We start from the raw sequence: 21321 nt of genomic DNA on the forward strand, positions 1-21321 counted from the left end.
GACAGACCGTGACCACTTATCGCCGCCACAGCTTTCCTGCTGAATTGTTGCCCACGCAGTGTGGCTTTATCTCCGTTTCCCTTTTTGAGCCTTGGGATGGTCGAGGACATGCCGGCCGCTCGTGGAATCATTGTCTCGCACCAGACGATCCGCCTGCGGGCAGGTAAATTTGGTCGTACCTTCGCCAACGACATTCGCCGCCGCAGTTCCGGTCGGCTCGGCCACAAGTGGCATCTGGATGAGGCCGTTTCCGTGACAAGAAGCACTGGCTCTGGCGAACCCTAGATCAGGACGGATTTGTTCTGGATGTGCTCATACAAAGCCACCGCTATACCGTCGGCCATGGGGGCCGCACATCAGCCTGCTGCTGATGCTTGTTTCCATTCCAATCGTGATTGTTGCCGTGGCGCTGCTGATTGTGCGCGTGAAGCATGCGCTCGAGGCCGAAGCATAAACGTCACGGAATTTGATGTTCCGATGTGAGGGACTAGGGCGGACCGTCATTTTCACGCCAATGGGGGCGCATGAAAGTGCCCTTTATACAATGATTCTAGAGGCTTAGCGAAAATCAGGTAATCAACATTATGGAACAGGATCAGTGATAGCCCAGTAGAATATGCCCAGCATCCGGGGCGAGAGTGCCCAGGCCGGGCACATCGTCGTTCCTTCGGAACCGGATTGTTTCTAGAATTCCTGCTGACGCGACCAGCGGCATCCCCCATGTCGTCAACCCCGCCCCAGGCCGGGCGGGGTAGCGTTTCGCAGCCTATACAGCGTGCAAGATCAGTTTGTTGGCCTCCAAGAAAGCGGATCTGCTGGATTGTCGAAATATTTAGCGGCAGCGTCATCAGTCCACCAAGCTGCATCCTTCGGTTCGAGCCAGTCTTCACTATTGAGATCGCAATCGGCTGGCAAATCCGCTTTTACATCATCGATCGTGTAAGGAATTGCCGGTCGCAGAATGGTCTGTATTTTCGGACCTTGGCCCTCCAGAGTGCGCATCATCACGTCCCATACGAAACGAGCCTCGGAGCGCGGCGGCCAGAAGTGAAAGCTCCTGCTTACAAATTCAGGATTCTTACTCCAGAAGCATGATGCCGAAGCCTCTCCGCCAAGCACGATCGGCACTATCTCGCGCCCGGACTGGCGGACGGCGTTGATCACACCAGACTCAGCTCCCGACTGAACAATAATACCGTCAATTCGGCCAGGGTTAGCGGCGAGAAATTTCTGCAATTCTGATTGTGCGACGCTGTCTGTCCATTTCCCGTCAACCTGTCCGACTACGTTGATCTCGGGATAGTACTCCAAGGCTTTTGTGGCGCCGACCTGGAAGCTGTCTGAGGAGGCGAAGCCAGTGATTCCGGACACAAGCAACACATTGCCGCTGCCTTCGATCTCTTCCGCCAACCACTTTGACGCCTCAAAACCGCCTTGCATGTTATTCTCTGTCGCATTGATTGCGAACGGCGACGTCACATAACCGGAGTATGAGATAACAGGCACGCCTTTCGAATAGGCGTACTCTATTGTCGGGTTGAGCGCTGTAAGGTTGGAGCAGCATATGATTATGGCGTCGACACCATCATCTACCATCTGCCGCATTTGGCTGATCTGGGCGTTATCATCGAGATTGGACTGTGTAACGACGAGCTCGGATACCAGCCCAGCCTTCTTAAAAGTCGGCAGAAGCTCATTTGTAAACTCATCAAGGACGTTCGCACGCCATGTGTTGTCAGCGTAGCTCGAGGCGTAACCAATTTTCCACGGTGGCGCTCGCTTTGCTCTGAAATTCCGAAATACAGATTCTCCCGTGGGCAACCGCGGGTCCAATAACTCGTAGGTCTTCCGCTCTTCCCGTGGCAGTTCACTAAGCCCACCAGCCTTCACCGTCAGCGGCATGGCCAGCGTTGCGGCGAGAAAAAATCCAATAATCAACTCACGTACGCACACGGATAGACACCTTTCAAAGTCTGAGCACTGGAAGATAGCTTCTTTGTCTTTAGGTTGACCCGGCCGTACTGAATCCTGCGCGACGGAGAGCGACAAAGAGCTACCAGGAGAGAGACCGGCGCATCGAACCAAAATCGTGCGCTCGGTTATGTGACCTTCATTCGATTGGATGGCCGCATGGCGCGCCATCGGAATGCTTCGAATCTAACTACGGCTGCCTTATGCAGCGAGACTTACCCGATGAGCCGGCCTATCATCTGTCAACTTGAACCCAGCAAGCCGTTCGCTGAGTTCGATAGTCTGATCAGAAAGCGTCTTCGTTGCAGCGTTTGTCTGCTCAGCCATGGCTGCATTCTGTTGCGTCCCCTGATCAAGAACATTGACGTTGTTATTGATCTCAGCCAGCGAACTCGCTTGTTCGCGGCTGGAACTCACAATCTGGTCGATGCGATCAGAAATCTGCACGATTGATGCCGCTATACTGTGCAGAGCCTCCCCGGTCCTGCCGACGTAATCCGAACCGACGGCCACCTCTGACGAAGATTCTGAAATCAACTGCCGGATCTCGAGCGCTGCGGCTGACGATCTTTGGGCAAGCTCGCGTACTTCTTGTGCAACGACCGCGAAGCCTTTTCCAGCATCGCCGGCACGAGCTGCTTCAACGCCGGCATTCAGCGCAAGCAAGTTCGTCTGGAATGCAATCGTATCGATCAATCCTATGATCTGACCGATCTTGTAGGATGCATCCTGAATTCGTGCCATGGCGCTTATAGCATCAGTTACAATGATGGCCGCGCCCTCTGCATGTTCCTTGACTGCAGAAACAAACGCTTGTGTCTCGCAGGCATTCTCCGAGGAGTTCCTCACCGTCGCAGTCACCTGCTCAACGGCTGCTGCGGTTTCTTCGAGAGAAGCAGCTTGTCGTTCAGTCCGTCGTGACAAATCATCAGAGGCTTTGAAAAGTTCGTCGGTTCCCCATTTGATTTGTTGGGTGTTTTCGTCGATATGGGACACGGTTTCCCTGAGGACGCACAGTGAGTGGTTGAAGTCACGCCGCAGTTGCTCGAGATTGGGATGGAAGTGGCGGTCGATGGTCTGCGAGATGTCTCCTCGCGCCAATCTAGAGAGTGCCTCCCCGAGTGTTTGTACAGCGCTGGACACTTCTTTCTCAAGCTGAGCACGTTCAAACTCACGATCCGTTCGCTCCTGATCAGCCGTTTTACGGTCGTCTTGCGCGCGGGCTTCAACCTCGAGCTTCGAGACCGCATTTCCGCGAAAAACTTCAAGCGCGCGAGCCATATCGCCAATTTCGTCTTTCCGCTGGCAGCCAACGATGTCTGATTGAAGATCACCGGTCGCTAGCCCCTGCATGCGCCTTGCGATCCGTTCGATTGGAGCGCGCAATGTCACCATCAGGCCGGCTCCGGCCAAGAGGGCGACCAAAACACCGGAGACGGTAGCAGCTGCGGACAATAGTCGGGCGAAATCACTTTCCCGGTGAGCGTCATGTTCCTGAGTCGACGCGAACGACACGAGATTTTTCCATATCGACTGGACGGTTTTATCCGCCTCTGCGTATTGCGCCTGCCGCCCTTCCGCGATCTTGACCAACTTCTCGGTATTCTGTTCGATGGCATCCCCCTGTAAGTAGAGGACCTCCTCCATTTTGGGGAAGTCTGGCAATGAACCGGCTACGCCTCCAACCGCTACGGTGTCACGAGTCAGTTTCGTAAGCTGCTCAATGAGTCGCTCCTGGTTTTCAGTGCTGGCCGCCCGCAACAGGTTGTTTATCTCAATTTCTATCGAATCGGCATCCTGGCCTACCGATGCCACTGCCGCAATGAGCGTCTCCGATTCCGCCAATGGCTTATCCAAGGCTCGAACTGCGTGGGTTCCCTCGATCATATGCTGTATGGCGTCATCTCGCAGTCGCGGGGCAAACGCACTAAGGTCGATCCCTAGGCTGTGAAGGAAAGCGCTATCCAGCCCGGAATTGGCGACGACGCTGGAGATTGCCTGTTCCAAGTTTGCGACTGCTTGTCCACCATCGCCCGTTGCAACGACGCGCTTGACGGTTTTCATCGCCTTTTTGATCATGAGCGCCTGTTGCTGTGCCTCGGGGGTTTGCATCGCGCTGGCCGGCAGATTCACCAAATTTTCCGACAACCGCTGCATAATTGCCGCCGTGTCGATTGAGCGGGTAGCCTCTCTGAGCATCGTTTTGCCAGAGTTTTCCTGGTTGCGGACCTGCGCACGGACTTTAACCGCGGCCAGCTTCAGGTCGGCCGCGACCTGCTTGATCTCGGTCAAGCTTGCGGCAACGTCACGACGAATGGACAGCTCATCGTTGTGCAGGGACCACATGCGGTCCATGCTGTCAGAAATCGCGGACATCGCGGACTCACTGCTTTCAAGAGCACGAGTGTCACTACCAACGTCAGTGGCGACTTCCTGAAGCGACAGCATCGTGGCGCCCTGCCCCCTTAGACTTGCCAGGGCCTCATCACGGTTCTCCGTAGAACTCTGCGCCAAAAACCGGTTCATGCTCTCAGAGACGTCCCGAAATCCGCTCAAAGTCTCGAGAACTTCGCTCGATAGCCGAAGGCGAGATTGCAGCAATCCGGTCGCCTGTAGGCTCACGACACCGACGGCCGCCAGGATCATGACCAGCGGCACCAGTACTAATAAGACTTTCGCTCTGATGCTGAAAGCGGATAGCAAGCGATCGACGAACATAAAACCTCCAGATGACTAAAGCGGGCACTGCCACCCATTTCTGGAGTTTTAGTTATTCGACCTAAACGAAGAGGAAGAAAGTTCGACTGCGGAAATGCAAAGTGCTTTACATCTTGTTAGGATTTCCACGTCGAATTGACGCTCAAACTATCAACCTTAACGACAGGTTAATGTCTTCTCGAATTATCGTCGGAAAGGACTATCGTCAGGTTTCAGGTCGATGTGCAGGACGTTCCCCGTGAGCTTTCCAGACAGTTCTGGATTTGCGAGGAATTGGACAGCTTGAACAAGTGTCCTAAGCGTCTCACTTTGAACGTAAGATGTAGAACGCGCATTTCTGGTATGAACAGCGTTTATCCGAAGCCCCGAGTCGAAATACTTCTTCGCCATCGCACTCGTCGTAGTTCGTAAGGCCGCTTGGAGCACAGCTTCGCGGTCGGCCTCTAGCAGCGACTTCTCGTCGAACCAGGCGATATTCACAACAGCGAGTTCCTCTCCCTGGAGGCGGGAGCCGAAAGCACTTGTCACCCTTATCAGGTTGGAGACGGCATCAAGCCCAAGATCCGTAGCGGAAAGCGGTTCGGCGCATTCACGGCGACGGAAGGCTATGTTCACCAGAATATCGACCCGGCTCCAGCGTAGGTAGACCTGATCGACCATTGAATTGACATACACGTCCCTATTCAAATTGACCTTAACCGGAAACAAATTCGTCCCCGAGACTGCGGTTAATGAACTGAAGTCTGAAGGGTCGAGGTCACCTACGGCGACACGGTAGCCAGTTTCGAGGAAAGACTGCGCAAGACAGAAACCGACCGGGTTTGACGCGCCCACCAACACGCATACTTTGCCTGCATGAGAGCCGGCATCGGTTTGTCCTCCTTCGATAAACCCTTCCGTCGGCGGTGTCCGGCAAGCGTTGTGAGTCTTAGATCCTGGTTTCACGCGGAAAACGGTCCATGTGTGAAACCGTGAGATCTAGCAACTCGTTCGTATCTCAACAGGGAGACCACCACACACTTATCTCCAAATTACGTTGTCTCCCGCCTCTCCGACCCCAAGCCAAGAGGACATGGAAGATGATCGACGGACAATCCATCGATCCGGTTTCACGAGGTCTTTGGCGCGCGCCGGTTTGGTCTCGCCGTGCCACAGTTGGACCTTCCATGGAACAGCCCATGGATGTCTCTGGGGAACGGCATCTTTCCGGAAAGTCCTACGCTTTCACACGCGGCTCTCTGACGCGTATGGCATTCGTTTGGCCCTCAACGCTTGCACGCGCAGCATCGTCGAGCGCGTCAACGTCTATTGCAGACTGGCCTTCAGATAGGCACTCGCCATTCTCGCGTTCCACGGTCGAGGTCGGTGGAATGATAATGCTGTCTTTCAAAAACTCGCTCATGTTTCGTTCCTTCAATAGCTGCAGGTGACAAGGTCGTTCCGCGCAATGCCCACGAAAGCGTGGCGTGCTTCCGCCACGTCACTGATAAATCCCTGCTAGACCTCGTCCTTCAGCGTCTCCTTCTGGGTAATAAGGCGGGCAGAGTGGTGTCCGGAGGTAAATGCCCAAAGCCAGCTCAGCGCGACCGCCATGCGGCTCCGTGTTCCGATCAAAAAGTAGATGTGGGCAAAGCCCCAGATCCACCAGGCGATGGAGCCCTTGAGCCGAAGCCTGCCGAAATCGATCACCGCGGAGCTTGGCCCTATGGTGGCAAGATTACCAAGATGCCTGTACTTGAAGGGAGGCGGCGCTGAGCGCTGCTTAAGGCGGGCCTTGATCACCTGGGCGACGTATTTTCCCTGCTGCTTTGCGGCAGGAGCGATACCAGGAACCGGCATTCCCTCGCCGGTCTTAACGCTCGCGGTATCGCCGACAACGAAGATCTCCGGGTGTTCTGAGATCGTGAGGTCGGGCTGCACGATAGCCCGCCCTGCTCGATCTGTCTCCGCCCCGACCCATACGGCGGCCTTGGATGCCTGCACGCCCGCCGCCCATATGACCGTACGGCTCGGGACGAACTCGTCCCCGATCGATATACCTTCCTCGGTGCAGTCGGTTACCGGCCGTCCCGTGCGAACCTCGACGCCCATCGACGCAAGGGATCGCTCGGCGTATTGCGATAACGCCTCGTGGAAAACAGGCAGAACACGCGGTCCTGCCTCTACAAGAAGAATACGCGCCAAAGTCGTATCGATGTTTCTGAATTCCTCGACAAGCGTCCTTTGAGCCAGTTCGGCGATGATCCCGGCCATCTCGACGCCTGTCGGTCCGGCGCCGATTATCGAGAAGGTCAGCATTGCGGCCCGCGCTTGGGGATCGGTTTCCAGCTCCGCCTTTTCGAACGCCAGGAGAAGACGACGGCGGATGGTGGTGGCGTCTTCCAACGCCTTCAGTCCGGGCGCGAAAGGCTCCCATTCATCCCGGCCGAAATACGCGTGACGGGCCCCTGTTGCGAGAACAAGGGTATCGTAGGGAATGGCATGACCGCCCTTGAGCGAGACAAGCCGCTTCTCGACATCGACGCCCACGACCTCGCCAAGAAGCGTTGTGACATCTTTCCTTCCACGGAAGACCGCGCGAATGGGCCAGGCAATCTCGGAGGTTGCCAGGACGGTCGTTGCGACCTGATAGAGCAGCGGCTGGAACAGGTGATGATTGCGTCTGTCGACGATCGTGATCGAAAGGTTTGGACATTTGAGATCCTTGGCCAATTGGAGGCCGGCGAAACCGCCTCCCACGATGACAACTCGATGCTCCATTTAGTCCTCCCGCGAGCCTTTGGAAAAAAACCCGCCTCGGATCGAAGCGCGTCCTTCGGTGTTGCACGATCGCAAGCTCAGTCGCTGATGCGACTGCTCACAATGATGGAAGGGGGGCTTACCAGCAACGGAAGCAGCGGTTCGAGAACACGCTTGACGTTCGCAGATTCTCCGTGACGCGCGGCTGCCTCCTCGTTTGCCCAACCATCGAGAATGAAGAACGTATTCGGCTCGTCGGAGCGCTGGTAGAGATTGTAGTAAAGGCAGCCCTCTTCCTCGCGGGCAGGGCCGACAAACTCCTGGAGCAGTGTGTTGACACGGTCCCGGTTACGCGTCGATGTTTTAAACTCAACGATGAGATGCTGTTCGTCGGACTTGCTCGATGGCATGTGGGAAGCTCCTATTGAAGACGATGACGGGCTTGATCACGCGGCCAGCTTCAGCATCGGCGATGGCCTCGTTGATTTTCTCGAACGGGTACTTTGTGATCAGCTTCTGGAACGGAAACAGGCCGGCCTGGTTTAGTTCGACCAGTTGGGGGATGAAGAGCTGCGGGATCTGATCCCCGAGGATGGCACCCTGAATTTTCCGGTTGAAGACCATGAGGTCCAGCGGGATTGGAATATCCTTACCGAGCGCGTCGAGCCCGAGGAGGACGACATGACCCCCTGCCCGCGTGCATTTGATCGTGTTCAGGATGACGGGAACGATACCCACGGCGTCGATCGCAAAATCGGCACCGCCGCCCGTCAAGGCGTGGATCTGCTCCACGACGTCTGGGTCCCTGCCGTTGATAGCGTGGGTCGCGCCCAACGTCTCAGCCATGGCCAAACGCTGCTCGTTCAGGTCGATGATGATGATCTTGCTGCACCGCCGGACCTTGGCGGCCATCACCGCAGCCATGCCGACCGCTCCCGCGCCGAACACGGCAATGGTTTGACCGATCTCCGGCTTCATGGCGTTGATGACGGTACCTGCTCCCGTTGCCATGCCGCAACCGAGCGGGGCCGCATTCGTCAGGTCGAAATCCTTGGGAAGCTGCGCGGCGTTGTTTTCAGTCGCCAGGATGTGGGTCGCGAAGGATGACTGGCCGACAAAGTTGCTGCCGATGCCGACTTCATCACACAGCAAGGCCTTCTTGCCGTTCGGACGAAGCCCCGTCAGATTGTACTGGGTGTAGTTCTGGCAGTTCATCGGGTGAGAGCGCCGGCAATCGCCGCAGAAGCCACATGAACTCTGGCTGAGCGCAACGTGGTCGCCCACCCTTAAACCTTGGACGTCCGCCCCGATGGCCTCGACGATACCAACACCTTCATGTCCTGGTATGACCGGGGCGGGAGGTCCAAATATCCCATCACGGAGCAACAGGTCGGTATGGCAGATCCCCGTGGCGACCGTCCGCACGAGAATTTCATTGCCTTCTGGATCCGCCAGCTCAAGTTCACGAAACTCAAGCGGAGCTTTCGGTTTTGCGGCCACGGCCGCCGTTATCTTCACCATTCTTATCTCCTGCATTCTCCCGCGTTGACACCGGGAATGACCTGTTTGGCAGATCCTTGCGGCTAGACGCGACCGACGCGTGCTCCGTAAATGATCGCAGCAAGCGCGATGATCCCGCCCTGGACGATCAGCTTGCCGGGCTCCTGGATGCCGAACACCGTCAACATCGCGAAGAGGAAACTGAAGGCGACGACCGCCACGAAAGGCCCCGCGACGCCACCGCGGTCGACGCCGAACGTCACCCCACCGAGGATCGTCGCGGCGAGAGCGTTCATGAAGGTGTCGAAGCCGGGCTTGATCGTGCCAACGGCCAGAGCCGACACCTGAACCAGGGCGGCGATGCCTGTCAGCGTGCCCGCAAGTGTATGGGAGACAAAAATCGTGCGGGCCAGAGGTATGCCTGTTATCTCCGCCGCCCTCGGATTGTCGCCGACAGCGCGGAAGTAGCGCCCGAGGATCAAGAAGCGGAACGCTAATGCGACGAGAACGGAAATCCCGATCCAGACGATCACGGAGTAAGACAGGCCGTAGATGTTCCCGCTCGTCAGGACGCGAAGCCAGCTTGGTGTCGAACCCGGTGCACGGCCCGAACTCATGAATTGGATGATCCCGATGAGGATCGCCGATACGCTCAGCGTCGCGATGACCGCGGAGGCGCGGACATAGGCCACGAGGGCGCCGTTGATCAGACCGACGGCAAGGCCGATGACGATCGGCATCAGGACCGTGACGAAGGGCGGGTAACTGTTGAGGAGCCCGGAGCTGGCGAGATAGATCGAAAAAGCAAACACGCCACTGACCGAGAGATCAATAGAACGCACCCGCATGACAAGAGATTGCGCCAGCACCGCGATCCCAAGCGGCGCTGACTGTTTCAGGATCACGAACCAATAGTTTGGATTGATCAGCGTCGCGCTTACAGCGGGGGCCACAGCGATCAGGATTGCGAGCACGTAATATGCCGGGGGCAAACCGAGCACCCAGGAAAGTATGCGCCTGGCGGTGAGAGTGCGCGATGGCGTCTCAATTTTCGCATCCGTTGTGGTCATCGAGAGGTCCATCTCTTTCAAAGTCCGATCGTTTTGCGACGCTGTGAGACGACGAGTGCTAGCAGCAGAAGGCCCTTCACGACCGACTGGAGGAATGCCGAGACGTTAGCGAGGTTCATCACGTTGTTGACGATGCCGAGGATAGCCGCGCCGGCTACAGTGCCGAGGATGCTGCCGATACCGCCAGCCAGGTGAACACCCCCGAGCGCTGCTGCGGTAACGGATTCAATTCCGAATGTGGCGCCCCCCTTGGGATCGCCCGAGGCAAGGCGACCTGCGAGGAACATCCCGGCAGCGCAAGCAAATAGCGCCGACAGGATGTAGGCCTTGATGACTGTGCGCTCGACCGGGACGCCATTCATGCGGGCATTGAAGTCGTTACCACCCGAAGCGAACAGGTAAAGGCCAAACGGTCTGCGATAAAGCAACCAGGCAGCAACGAACGTGGCGACGATCAGCCAGAGCAGCGAGTTTGGCACGGGCCCAACGGAACCCGCGACTGACGCCGAAAGCCATTCGGGCACCTTCCCGCCGGGGATAGGAAGAATGATAAGCGCCAATCCCTGGCCGATACCCATGGTTGCCAGGGTCATGATGATCGGATGGACGTTGAGCCTGGCTACGCCGTAGCCATTCGACAATCCGAATGCGATCGCAACCGCAATGCAAAGCATGACACGGACAACCTCGGGCATGTCGAGTGTCATGATCGTAGTCGTCACGCTGATGATCGAACCAACGGAAACGTCTAGGCCGCCCGTCAGGATCACAAAGGTCTGGCCTAGCGCAGAAATGACAAGAACAGTGGATTGGGCCAGCAGGTTCGACAGATTCTCCGGCGCCAGAAATTGTGGAAGCAGGATAACCGAGGCGACCACCAGCACGAATAGCGTCCCGATCGACAGCCGGATCGCACCCGCCCTATAGGGTGCCTTCAGGAACTTTGCGACGGTATTCATGTATCCTCCTCAATGAACAGCGGCGCGCGGATCGTGCGCGAAGTTCGAACCTAGTGCGGTTCCCAGGATGGTTTCCTCTGTGGCATCGAGCGCGGGCATCTGCCCGACGATCTTTTTGTCGTGAACGACCAGGATGTTGTCACACAGCCCGATCAGTTCGGCGTGCTCGCGCGACGAGACGATCACTGCACCGCCACGATCGGCAAAATCGCGAAGCAGCTTGTAGATTTCCGCTTTCGCGCCGACATCGACGCCCCGTGTCGGCTCCTCGATGACAAGGATATCGACCCCCGAAAGCAGCCAGCGGCACAGAAGCACCTTTTGCTGGTTTCCACCCGAAAGTTTGCCGACGGGCGAGGCGGGGTCGGCAGCCGCAACACGGAGCGACTTTATGACATCGTGAACCCTGGAGATGGAACGCCATGCAACGCTCGCCATGTTCCGGTTCAACTGCTTGCCAAGTGCGATGTTGTCGTAGATCGGAAGCCGAAGAAACAGGCCTTCCTGCTTGCGGTCTTCAGGAATGAAACCAATGCCCGCTGAGATGGCACTCGAAAAGCCTGAGGATACGTTCACATCGATCATGCTGTCGTCGCGGCGACGCTGGACGCTCGCAGCTGCGGCGGGTTCGACCCCGACGACCGCACGCATGATTTCACGCTGCCCCTGGCCCTCCAGCCCGGCGAGCCCGATGATCTCGCCCGTGCGTACGGAAAAACCGACTGGCGGGCCATGGTCATTGAGACGAAGCCCTGCCACGACGAGCATCGGCGATCCAATGGCCTGTGCCCTCGGCGGAAAGAAACTCTGAAGTTCGCGTCCAACCATGGTTGCCACGAGCGTTTGGAGATTAAAGTCTTCTGCCCTGGCTGTCTTTACCCAAGCCCCGTCCTTCATGACGGTGATGGTGTCGCACAGTTCGAACACCTCGTTCATCCGATGCGAGATGTAGACGACAGCCTTGTTTTGCGCCTTCAGATCGCGGATGACCTTGAAGAGATGAGCGACGTCCGTTGAGTTTAGTGCCGCGGTCGGTTCATCGAAAATGAAGACATCGGCATTGGATGTCAGGCCTTTGGCGATTTCCACTGCCTGCTGCTGGGCAACCGTCAGCGTTTCCACAATCGCCGTCGCGTCCAGTTGAGGGAAAACGTCGGCAAGCAGCTTGCGGGATCGCTCGACGACCTCGGCGGTGTCTATCGACCCATCGGCACGCCGCGGTTCGTGTCCAAGAAACATGTTTTCGGCGACCGTGAGATTGGGGATCAGGGTGAACTCCTGAAACACTGTCGACACCCCGGCGAGACGCGCTTCCTTGGGGGACCGGAAGGTCACCTCTTCTCCTCGCAGACGGATGCGTCCAGCGGTCTGTTGATAGACGCCGGCCAGAATTCGCATCAGCGTGGATTTTCCCGCCCCGTTCTCGCCCATCAACGCGTGGACGGAGCCGCGTTCAAGCGAAAATTGAACATTCGACAGGACTTTGGTCGCACCAAAGGACTTGTTGATGCTGACCATCTCGACAAGCATACTCATGAACACTTCCATCTGCGAGGGTGAAGAGGGCGCGCTTTGTCCGCGCCCTCCATGCGTCAGGCCTTGAAGTACTCGAGGAGCTTCTCATTCGGCATTTCTGTCGGGGCCCAGTAAGCGTCCGTGAGATCGGAGCGGTAAAACTGTGCAAGATTTTCGTCGACGATCGGCTTGGGCCGGTTGGTCCAGTTGCGCTGGATCGGCTTGCCTTCGAGAAGCGCGAAGGACGCCCGCAGGGCTGCCGTCGAAAGGGCCGGAGGGCAAATGGGCCCAATCGAAGAGAGCTTTTCATCATTCCAACGACGCATCCATCCGTTCAGGGCTTCTCCCGTGATCGGTGGAATGGTGGAAGCCCCGGCTTCCTGCAGCGCGTCCAGGACCCCGAGCGACATATTTGCGCCGTCAGTCCAGACCCCGGCGACATCGGGATCAGAGAGATAGAGGCTTTCGGCGATCTTCTTTGAGTCCTCGTAGGACCAGCTGCCGTGCTGGGTTGAGGTGATTTGGAGACCGGACTTGCTGAAGACTTCCATCGCCCCGGCGTAACGATCAGCATCGATCGGATGCCCGGCGACGCCGCGCAGCACCCACACTTTTCCCTTGTTGCCTAGTTTGTCGACCAGGAACTGAGCCATCACCCGACCGAAATAGAAGTCGTCGCCTTGGACCTGCACCGTGAAATCCTCGGTGTCGACGCGACCGAGATAGACGACCGTCGGAATGCCGGCGGCCTTTGCCTTCCTGATGCCTTCCACGGCCGAGCCTGTTGTAAGCGGCGCAATGATGATTGCATCGACTTTTTGTGCGATCAGATCTTCGATGTCGGCGACCTGTTTTGAGGCGTTGAGGTCGGCGCTTCGGAATTGATAGTCGGCGACACGGGCCTTGTTCCTGCTAATCTCGTATTCGGCTTCGAACGCGGTCTGATAGGTGTGCGTTGAACCGGCCAGGCCATAGTGGCTGTGACCGATCTTCCAGGGACCTGCCTTGGCGAACTTACCAGCTTCGACGACGGGGTTTTCCCCTTCGGACGGCCAAGTGTCGGGCAGCAGGGCGATCGTATCGTCTGCCCGCAGGATGCCCGGTATTCCGAACGCGCCCGCTGCAATCAAGGCACTGCCCGTCTGCAGGAATGTACGTCTTTTCATCAGAAGTCTCCTCCTCTTGCCACCCAACGCGGCCATTTTGTCTGCGACCTGGAGCGCCGTTATCTTCCAGCCATCGCCGAATTCTCCCCAAACGGCAGATCGCATCATTATGAATAAGCAGACAATCTGTCAATAAACTATCTTGAATTTCGGCTTTTCGACGTGTCGTCTGTGTTATCACGCTGATTTAGTTATTCTTTTATTGCGGCTCGGTTCGATATAGCAATAAGACAAAGCAACCGTCCGTCACCTCACCCCAAGAGCACGCAACAGGAAACAGAGGAGACCGCGCCTCGCCGGCGAGGTTCATGAAAAGGAAGTTTGGCGCCATGATCGCTACCATTGCCCGGAAAACGAGGCTGCGAGGCAGGAAATATGGGCACCACCGTCAGCCGGAGCGTTCGATGAACGTCACGTCAGACTCAGTCAATCTGTCAGGTGAATTCCAGTTTTCAGACAGCCCTCAATTCGGACCAAGATCTAGTCGGCCGCATTGCCCTGAGGAAGCAATTGATATTACATTGCTTTGTTTCTTTATGTGTCGTGTAGCGCGCTGGCATGGCCCCAGCGAGCATTTCGTTCCCTAAAGATAATTGACTGATTGTCTGCTAACTCCTACAAGTGTCACCCACCGGCCGAGCGCACACTGAAGGAGTCATTTTATGAAAGAAGCATACGCTGCAATTTCGCGCGAAAAGGCAAAGCCTCTTGTTCTGGAGTGCATCGGGATCGATCAACCTCGCCCCGACGAAATCCTCGTCCGGATCGTGGCGAGCGGTGTCTGCCACACCGACATGGTTGTTCGCGACCAAGGATATGACGTACCGCAGCCCGTGGTTCTCGGCCATGAAGGCTCCGGCGTCGTGGAAGTGGTCGGGGCCGATGTAAAAGGGCTTTCGCCCGGTGACCACGTGGCTCTAAGCTACGCATATTGCGGGAAATGCGAGAAGTGCCGGGGGGGCACGCCTTATTATTGTGCAGACTTTTTCGGCAGAAATTTCCGTGGCACCCGGCCGGATGGCAGTTGCCCGCTACATGATTCACACGGTACCCAGATCAGCGGGTGCTTCTTCGAGCAGTCTTCTTTCGCCACCTACGCCATCGCCAGCGAGCGCAATGCGGTCAAGGTTTCCAAAGATGTTCCGCTCGAACTCATGGGACCGCTGGGCTGCGGGCTGCAAACGGGCGCCGGAGCGGTTCTCAACTGCCTCAAGCCCCAACCGGGATCTTCCATTGCAGTGTTCGGCGCGGGTGCGGTCGGCATGGCAGCCGTAATGGCGGCGAAGATCGCCGGATGCTCGACCATCATCGTGATCGACCTTAACGATGAACGTCTCGAACTGGCGATTGAACTGGGTGCAACCCACATCATAAACGCCCGAAATGGGGATAGCGTCAAGGCAATCAGGGAAATCATTCCCGAAGGCGCAGACTTCAGTCTCGAATGCACGAGCTCGCCGAAGGTGTTTCGCCAAGCGGTCGATTGCCTCGGCACCCCAGGAACCTGTGGACTGGTCGGATCGTCCGCACTCGGAACGGAAGGGATCGTCGATATCGGCAACTTTCTGTTCGGCCGTACGCTCGTCGGTGTGGTCGAAGGCCAGAGCATTCCCTCCAAATTCATACCCGAGCTCATCGAATACTGGCAGCAGGGACGGTTCCCGTTCGACAAGCTCGTCCAGTTCTACGATCTCAACCAGATCAACGAGGCAATGGCCGATTCCGAGAGCGGCAAGGTCATCAAGCCGATCCTGCGCATGAAGCACTAAGCTCTCGTCACGAACATTGTCCAGAAGTCAGCCTCCCAAGGCAACGTCCGGCGGGGCCGTGGTCGTCACGGTCTCGCCCGGACACTCTGGAACGCAGGTGTGAGGCGCAACACCGTTTCATCATTGCAACGCGACCAAGTCGCGGTAACGAGAGTGAGCTCTTCCAGGTCAAAATATTAGTCTGCGACGGCGCAGTTTCTCGGCGATCTGTGACCGCCGCATCAGGGCCTTGCGGCAGTTGACGGCCGCAAGCCATTGCAGAATCTGCAAATGTGAAGTGAGGTTCAACTGATGCTGCCCTTTAGTCATAAGAGCACTGGGGCGGGCAGGCACGAGCGTCCCGACACGTGCGCCTTGCGTCAACGTGCCACCAGGAAAATGCCAGACAACCGGTGATGATCTTGCCAGCGAGCGGCCGGTGGCGCGCTGTCCTCGTCCCGTCGAAAAATACCTACGAAACTATCGAGATGGGTCATCAGACGTTGCGTCAACGCGAGCCTTAAGCAGACAGACCCAGCACAAAGGTGAGTCTAGCGCCTGCCTCTCTCCGCACGTTCCGACGTTCCATTGCCGTTCTGCCCTCGACGTTCGCCTGGGCAGCGTGATCGGCCGGGTCCTGCTCGCGGTCGACCGCCTCTTTTTGAAGGCTGTCGGCGCGGTCTTGACCAAGAGTTTCCCCGCCTACTGCAGAATGTGTCATCGGGCCTCCGTGACCAGCTAAAACATTGCGGGTGGCGAGCCTTAAGACGCGCCACCAACCGTTGGACTACGACTGTATGCCGCCCATGCAGACGTATTTCATCGAAAGGAAGTCATCCATGCCGTATTTTGAGCCCTCGCGGCCGAACCCCGACTGCTTGACGCCGCCGAACGGTGCCACCTCCGTCGAGATCAGGCCGGTGTTGACGCCGACCATCCCGTACTCCAGGGCCTCCGTAACCTTCCAGACATTTCGAAGGTCGTTGGCGTAGAAGTAGGCAGCGAGACCGAACTCGGTGTCGTTGGCCAGTTCAATGACCTCGTCTGTCGTTTCGAACCTGAAGACCGGGGCGAGCGGCGCAAAGGTCTCCTCTCGTGCGACCTTCATTTCCTTTGTGGCTTCCGAGAGAAGCGTCGGCTGGACGAAGGTGCCACCACGCTCGTCCCTTGCACCGCCGACAACGACCTTCGCACCCTTACCGACAGCGTCATCGATGTGGCTGTAGAGCTTCGCTACTGCATCCTCGTTGATCAGCGGACCGATGGTGGCTCCATCCTCGAACCCGTCAAGGACCTTGAGCGCAGAAACCCGCGCCGCCAGTTTTTCTATGAAGCGGTCGTAAACCCCGCTCTGGACGTAGAGACGGTTGGCGCAAACGCAGGTCTGGCCGGCATTGCGGAACTTGGACAGCATCGCTCCTTCCACGGCCTCGTCGAGGTCGGCATCGTCGAAGACGATGAAGGGAGCGTTGCCGCCGAGTTCGAGGCTGAGCTTCATGATCTTTTGTGCGCCCTGCGCCATCAGGATGCGCCCGACCTCGGTAGACCCTGTGAAGGTCAGCTTCTTGACGACGGGGTTCGAGCAGACTTCTTCACCGAACATCCGGGCGTTGTCTGTCGGCAGGACGCTGAACAGGCCGCCGGGTATTCCCGCACGCTCAGCGAGGATGGCAAGAGCAAGGGCCGACAATGGGGTTTCGGCGGCCGGCTTGAAGATGATGGCGCAGCCGGATGCCAGCGCCGGGGCGATCTTGCGGCAGACCATGGCGGAAGGAAAGTTCCAAGGCGCGATGGCCGCCACCACGCCGACGGGCTGTTTGATGACTACTAGGCGCTTGTCGGCCTGATGCCCCGGAATGGTGTCCCCGTAAACACGCTTGGCTTCTTCCCCGAACCATTCAATGTAGGAAGCGCCGTAGGCGATCTCGCCGCGTGCCTCGGCCAGAGGCTTGCCCATCTCGGACGTCAGGATGATCGCGAGGTCCTCGGTGTTGGCCGTGACGAGGTCGAAGAACTTCCGCATGACGCCGGCACGTTCCTTGCCCGATCGTGCGGCCCACTTTTTCTGGGCGAGTTTGGCGACGTCGATGGCTTCGCGGACGTCCTGGAGTCCTGCGCTCGGGAGGCTCGCAATCACGTCCCCAGTCGAGGGATTGTGGACCTGGATCGTCTTGCCGCTCGCGCCCTCTTTTCGCCAGTCGCCTCCTACCAGCATTTCCTCGCGTACCAGGGAGGGGTCTTTCAGGCGATCCAGTAGAGCGGTGGAGATAGCCATTGATATTCCTTTCGATGCAACGTTCAAATCTGATTACGGATGTGTGGTGAGCGGGCGTAGATCGCGACCATGGGGACGATCAGCAGCCCTACGACGGCCTGTTGTGCCGGGAAACTGAGCCCCAGGCCGACGAGAAGCGAGGTCAGGACAGTAAGCACGAGGACGCCGAGGACCGTCGCTCCATACCCGCCGGCACCACCTAGAAGAGATGTTCCGCCGATAACGACCGCCGCCACGGTGGTGAACAGATAGGGATCACCGACCCCGACGAAACCGCCGCCGGAGAAACCGAGGAGCAGCATTCCGGTGAGTGCCGACATCGCCCCGCTGACGCTGTGGATCACTGTCCAGATCTTGAATTCCGAGATTCCGAGGCGGGCGGCGGCCGTGCGGCTCCCGCCAACAGCATAGAGGCTCCGGCCAAACCAGGTGTTGTGCATTATCCAGCCCAGGGCGACGGCGATGAAAGCCCATATGACGATAACCGGTGGAAACGGCAGACCGAAGAACTTGCCGTTGAACGCCGAAAGGTTGCGAAGCCATCCGGGGACGGGCGCAAAGACGGTACCGCCGAACTGCGATCCGAGCGAGGTGTAGATCTGGACCGCCCCGACGGCCGCGAAACCCAGGCCGAGCGACATGATCAGCGCCTGACCCTGCAGCCGGAAGCTGAGGGCGCCGTTGCAAGCCCCGACCAAAGTGCCAAGGACGAGCACGACGATCATGGCGACGGGCGCCGGAAGACCCGCCACCATGAGGCTTGGAAGCAGGATATTGGCGCCACCGATGATGTATGGGATGGAAAGATCCAGCGCTCCAACGAGCGCGCAGAGCGTCTGCCCGACAGACGCCAGCCCCAGGAAGGCGGCGAGCAGGAGGATCGATCGCGCGTTCTGCGGCGACACGAAGCCCGGCACGAGCAGCGCTCCAAGAATGAGCAGACATGCAAGGAGACAAAAGCCGATCGAAATACTCTTGTGCTTGCGCAAAGGGCTGGCGCCACGGGCCGCGCCGATTTCTGTGTTCAAGACAGTGGAGATCATTTCCTTACTCCCTCACGCGACAGTGCGGCGGCTGATGACGAAGACGTTCACGAGAAGTGATCCAACGAGGATCAGGCCAAAGGCCATTTGCGTAACGAAGCCCGAAACCGTACCGAAGTTGAAAGTGGACAGAAGATACGAGATGAGGAACATGTTGATCGCGCCGAGCGTCGAGCCGAGCGCACCGCCGCGCCCCCCGGAGAGACTGGCGCCACCAAGGACCAGCGCCGTGACTGCTTGCAGCGTGTAGGTGCTGCCCTGGGTCGGGTCGCCGGATGAGATCAGCGCGGTGTAGCTCAATGCGGCGAGCCCGGCAAAAACGCCGCCGACCATATGGGCGATGATGCGCACGACGTCGACCTGCACACCGCTGGTATAGGCCATCCGCTCGTCAGCGCCTGTCATCCGCAGGTTGCGGTAAAACATCGTGCCCCTCAGGACGCCCCAGATTGCGAAAGCGCCGAGCAGAAGCAACAGGACAGGCGAAAATACGCTCGTTCCCGCGCCCCAGCTTAGCATCCAGTCTGGAGCGACACCGCCGGGACGCGACATGACCATCAGGTTGACGCCCGACAGAACGAGGAAACCGGAGAGCGTGACGATGATGGGCGCGACGCGCACGTAGATGATCACGAGCGCTTGCACCAACTGGAACGCCGCTCCCAATCCCACCGCCCAGGCAATGATGGCGACAGGGTGCGTGATGCCGTTGCCGACCAGCCACGTAATGAGCGTGACGTTGATGAAGCCCATCAGCGGTCCGACGGAAAGGTCCACGGCTCCGCGGCCCGCCATGACGATCGGTGTTATCGCGAGCGCGGTGAGGATCAGCGGCGTTGCAACCAGAATGGCTCCGGCCAGACCATTGTTCGTGAACAGACCTTGGCCACGGAAGGCGACGGCGCAAAGGAGGACAAGGAAAAGCCCGGCCGGAACGTACAGCGAGCGGTCCTGCGTGACTTGACGGAAAGCGGTTGCAGACATCATGCGGTCCTTTCCAGATCGAAATCAACGCAAGCGTCCCGGGCTTTCCCGAACATAGCGGCGAGGATTGGTGCCTCGGCGATTTCCTCGCCGGTCAGGGATCGAAACAACGTTCCCCCAAAGAACACGTCGACGCGATCGGCAAACCCGATGAACTCCTCGATCTCAGTCGACAGGTAGATGACACTGCCGCCTTTTTCAGCAAACAGGCGGAGTTCGCGGTAGAGGTCGCGCTTGGTGCCGAGATCGACGCCGCGGGCGGGGTCATTCAGGAGGATGACTTGGGGATCGTTTGCGAAGGCGCGCCCGATGAGCACCTTCTGTTGGTTGCCACCCGACAGTGAGGTGATCCTGTTCGACGGGCTGCCGATCTTGATGCGCAGACGATCCACCTCGCGCTTGAACATCGGTTTCAGCGTGGGCTTGCGGATTACACCCAGGGGGCCGAGCTTCTTCCTGTAGACACCGATGGCGAGGTTTTCGAAGATGCTTTGTTGCGGGAAAATACCCTCGCGCTTGCGGTCCCCGGAGACGTAGGAAACACCGAGGTTTGCAGCATCGTCGAGCGATCGCAGCGGGACCATCTTGTCCGTATCCACCGAGCGGACCTTCACCTCGCCACCGAACGGCTGGATGATGCCGGCCAAGGCGCGGATAAAAGCGTCCTGCCCCTGCCCATCAAGCCCGGCTACGCCGACGATGCTCCCCTTGGGAAGGTCGAAATCGAACAGGCGCGCCGACCGGTGCGCGGCGAGACCTGTCGCAGTTAGTATTAGAGGGGCCGAGAGCGCCTTCATTCGGGAGGCGTATTCTGTCGCATCGCTGGCGCGCCGATCTGCCGGCGTCATCATGGACAGCAGGTTTTCCTCGGTAATCTCGTCCTTTCCGAGCGTACCGACAGTTATCCCATCACGCAGGATCGTCGCACGGTCGGCGATACGCACGAGTTCGGCGATCCGGTGGGTGACGATGAGGATCGTCGCGCCCTCGGCACGAAGGCGGTCGATTTCCGCATGGAGCCGGAGGGTCGAGTCGAGGTCGAGCGCGGCCGAAGATTCGTCGAGAATCAGCACCTGCGGCTTGCGAAGGATAGCCCGGGCGATGACGATCCACTGTTTGATGCTGAGTGGGAGGCTGCCTGCCAGCTGATCGAGGTCTACGGGTTTTCCGACGAGCCGCGCCACGATTTCAGCCGCTTCTGTCCGCCGATCGCCGGTCGACTGCGAACGAAAGACACCGTCACGACCGACATAGAGGTTCTCGAACACGCTGGCCTCGTCGGCAACCAGGACTTCCTGGAAGATGGTGGTCAGGCCGACCCGCTTGGCGTCGACGGGCGAGGCAACCTTTTCACCCAGGATCGTGACTTTGCCTGCGTCCGGATGCAAAACGCCCGACATGATCTTGGTCATCGTGCTCTTGCCGCTGCCGTTCTCGCCGACGATGGCGTGCACCTCTCCGGCGCGGGCCTCGAAGTCGCACTTCTTGAGTGCCCTCGTCTCCCCGAACGCCTTGGCGACATCTATCATTCTGACTGTTATCTCGCTGCCCATCGCAGACCTCCCACCCGCAACGTCCGCCAAGGCGGCTTTTACGATCATCCAAGGTCCCGCCCGGCGGTTAAGCCACCGGG

16 protein-coding genes and 1 pseudogene are annotated in these 21321 nt (G+C 58.2%); 2 read left to right on the forward strand and 15 right to left on the reverse strand.

Annotation, left to right across the window (positions count from 1 at the left end; all coding sequences use genetic code 11):
* Positions 1–8: 8 nt before the first annotated feature.
* Positions 9–320 (forward strand): annotated as a pseudogene (locus CO664_RS31360) (IS6 family transposase); the annotation flags it as partial.
* Between the two features lie 463 nt (positions 321–783).
* On the opposite strand, the gene CO664_RS25230 reads toward CO664_RS31360, so the two are convergent.
* The 11 genes from CO664_RS25230 to CO664_RS25280 all read right to left on the reverse strand — a co-directional run bounded on the left by CO664_RS25230 (position 784) and on the right by CO664_RS25280 (position 13638).
* Positions 784–1902, reverse strand: a complete 1119-nt coding sequence (locus tag CO664_RS25230) for an ABC transporter substrate-binding protein (RefSeq protein WP_050577728.1) — start codon at positions 1900–1902, stop codon at positions 784–786.
* 270 nt (positions 1903–2172) lie between these two features.
* Positions 2173–4689, reverse strand: a complete 2517-nt coding sequence (locus CO664_RS25235) for a HAMP domain-containing methyl-accepting chemotaxis protein (RefSeq protein WP_088395853.1) — start codon at positions 4687–4689, stop codon at positions 2173–2175.
* 183 nt (positions 4690–4872) lie between these two features.
* The gene (locus CO664_RS25240) at positions 4873–5634 is read right to left on the reverse strand and encodes an SDR family oxidoreductase (protein ID WP_013984709.1); all 762 of its coding nucleotides are present in this window, start codon (positions 5632–5634) and stop codon (positions 4873–4875) included.
* Positions 5635–5905: 271 nt separating this feature from the next.
* A complete protein-coding gene (locus CO664_RS25245; protein WP_013984708.1) occupies positions 5906–6091 on the reverse strand; it encodes a hypothetical protein in 186 nt (61 codons plus the stop codon).
* Between the two features lie 95 nt (positions 6092–6186).
* Positions 6187–7449 (reverse strand): NAD(P)/FAD-dependent oxidoreductase, encoded by a 1263-nt coding sequence (locus CO664_RS25250; protein WP_013984707.1) that lies wholly within the window; start codon positions 7447–7449, stop codon positions 6187–6189.
* Between the two features lie 77 nt (positions 7450–7526).
* Positions 7527–7838, reverse strand: a complete 312-nt coding sequence (locus CO664_RS25255) for a putative quinol monooxygenase (RefSeq protein ID WP_013984706.1) — start codon at positions 7836–7838, stop codon at positions 7527–7529.
* Positions 7798–8949, reverse strand: coding sequence for an NAD(P)-dependent alcohol dehydrogenase (locus CO664_RS25260; protein WP_013984705.1), 1152 nt, complete (start codon positions 8947–8949; stop codon positions 7798–7800). The genes CO664_RS25255 and CO664_RS25260 overlap by 41 nt, the downstream gene beginning before the upstream one ends.
* Positions 8950–9011: 62 nt before the next feature.
* Positions 9012–10010 carry an ABC transporter permease gene (locus CO664_RS25265; RefSeq protein ID WP_013984704.1) on the reverse strand — a complete coding sequence of 333 codons (999 nt, stop codon included), beginning with the start codon at positions 10008–10010 and terminating at the stop codon, positions 9012–9014.
* A 5-nt stretch (positions 10011–10015) separates the two neighbouring features.
* On the reverse strand, positions 10016–10882 hold the full coding sequence (locus CO664_RS25270) for an ABC transporter permease (RefSeq protein WP_234819557.1): 867 nt from the start codon (positions 10880–10882) through the stop codon (positions 10016–10018).
* Between the two features lie 84 nt (positions 10883–10966).
* Positions 10967–12493, reverse strand: coding sequence for a sugar ABC transporter ATP-binding protein (locus tag CO664_RS25275; protein ID WP_028753489.1), 1527 nt, complete (start codon positions 12491–12493; stop codon positions 10967–10969).
* A gap of 56 nt (positions 12494–12549) precedes the next feature.
* On the reverse strand, positions 12550–13638 hold the full coding sequence (locus CO664_RS25280) for an ABC transporter substrate-binding protein (RefSeq protein WP_004129668.1): 1089 nt from the start codon (positions 13636–13638) through the stop codon (positions 12550–12552).
* A gap of 662 nt (positions 13639–14300) precedes the next feature.
* On the opposite strand from CO664_RS25280, the gene CO664_RS25285 reads away from it, so the two are divergent.
* Entirely contained in the window at positions 14301–15407 is a 1107-nt protein-coding gene (locus CO664_RS25285) for an NAD(P)-dependent alcohol dehydrogenase (RefSeq protein ID WP_097527161.1), read from the forward strand.
* Between the two features lie 766 nt (positions 15408–16173).
* On the opposite strand, the gene CO664_RS25295 is transcribed toward CO664_RS25285, so the two are convergent.
* The 4 genes from CO664_RS25295 to CO664_RS25310 are packed head-to-tail and all read right to left on the reverse strand — an operon-like array spanning position 16174 to position 21241.
* A complete protein-coding gene (locus CO664_RS25295; protein WP_004129672.1) occupies positions 16174–17661 on the reverse strand; it encodes an NAD-dependent succinate-semialdehyde dehydrogenase in 1488 nt (495 codons plus the stop codon).
* A 23-nt stretch (positions 17662–17684) separates the two neighbouring features.
* Entirely contained in the window at positions 17685–18704 is a 1020-nt protein-coding gene (locus CO664_RS25300; RefSeq protein WP_004129685.1) for an ABC transporter permease, read from the reverse strand.
* A gap of 12 nt (positions 18705–18716) precedes the next feature.
* Entirely contained in the window at positions 18717–19691 is a 975-nt protein-coding gene (locus CO664_RS25305; protein ID WP_004129689.1) for an ABC transporter permease, read from the reverse strand.
* Complete coding sequence (locus CO664_RS25310) at positions 19688–21241, reverse strand: sugar ABC transporter ATP-binding protein (protein WP_097527160.1); 1554 nt, start codon at positions 21239–21241, stop codon at positions 19688–19690. The genes CO664_RS25305 and CO664_RS25310 overlap by 4 nt, the downstream gene beginning before the upstream one ends.
* Positions 21242–21321 lie beyond the last annotated feature (80 nt).

This window comes from Sinorhizobium sp. NG07B, assembly GCF_002532005.1.
In the GTDB taxonomy this organism is placed as follows: Bacteria; Pseudomonadota; Alphaproteobacteria; order Rhizobiales; family Rhizobiaceae; genus Sinorhizobium; species Sinorhizobium fredii_C.

Coding starts and splice junctions, on each gene's coding strand:
- CO664_RS25300 (WP_004129685.1), bottom strand. CDS start 18,704: ATGATCTCCACTGTCTTGAACACAGAAATCGGCGCGGCCCGTGGCGCC.
- CO664_RS25260 (WP_013984705.1), bottom strand. CDS start 8,949: ATGGTGAAGATAACGGCGGCCGTGGCCGCAAAACCGAAAGCTCCGCTT.
- CO664_RS25235 (WP_088395853.1), bottom strand. CDS start 4,689: ATGTTCGTCGATCGCTTGCTATCCGCTTTCAGCATCAGAGCGAAAGTC.
- CO664_RS25285 (WP_097527161.1), top strand. CDS start 14,301: ATGAAAGAAGCATACGCTGCAATTTCGCGCGAAAAGGCAAAGCCTCTT.
- CO664_RS25280 (WP_004129668.1), bottom strand. CDS start 13,638: ATGAAAAGACGTACATTCCTGCAGACGGGCAGTGCCTTGATTGCAGCG.
- CO664_RS25275 (WP_028753489.1), bottom strand. CDS start 12,493: ATGAGTATGCTTGTCGAGATGGTCAGCATCAACAAGTCCTTTGGTGCG.
- CO664_RS25310 (WP_097527160.1), bottom strand. CDS start 21,241: ATGGGCAGCGAGATAACAGTCAGAATGATAGATGTCGCCAAGGCGTTC.
- CO664_RS25265 (WP_013984704.1), bottom strand. CDS start 10,010: ATGGACCTCTCGATGACCACAACGGATGCGAAAATTGAGACGCCATCG.
- CO664_RS25230 (WP_050577728.1), bottom strand. CDS start 1,902: ATGCCGCTGACGGTGAAGGCTGGTGGGCTTAGTGAACTGCCACGGGAA.
- CO664_RS25245 (WP_013984708.1), bottom strand. CDS start 6,091: ATGAGCGAGTTTTTGAAAGACAGCATTATCATTCCACCGACCTCGACC.
- CO664_RS25295 (WP_004129672.1), bottom strand. CDS start 17,661: ATGGCTATCTCCACCGCTCTACTGGATCGCCTGAAAGACCCCTCCCTG.
- CO664_RS25250 (WP_013984707.1), bottom strand. CDS start 7,449: ATGGAGCATCGAGTTGTCATCGTGGGAGGCGGTTTCGCCGGCCTCCAA.
- CO664_RS25255 (WP_013984706.1), bottom strand. CDS start 7,838: ATGCCATCGAGCAAGTCCGACGAACAGCATCTCATCGTTGAGTTTAAA.
- CO664_RS25305 (WP_004129689.1), bottom strand. CDS start 19,691: ATGATGTCTGCAACCGCTTTCCGTCAAGTCACGCAGGACCGCTCGCTG.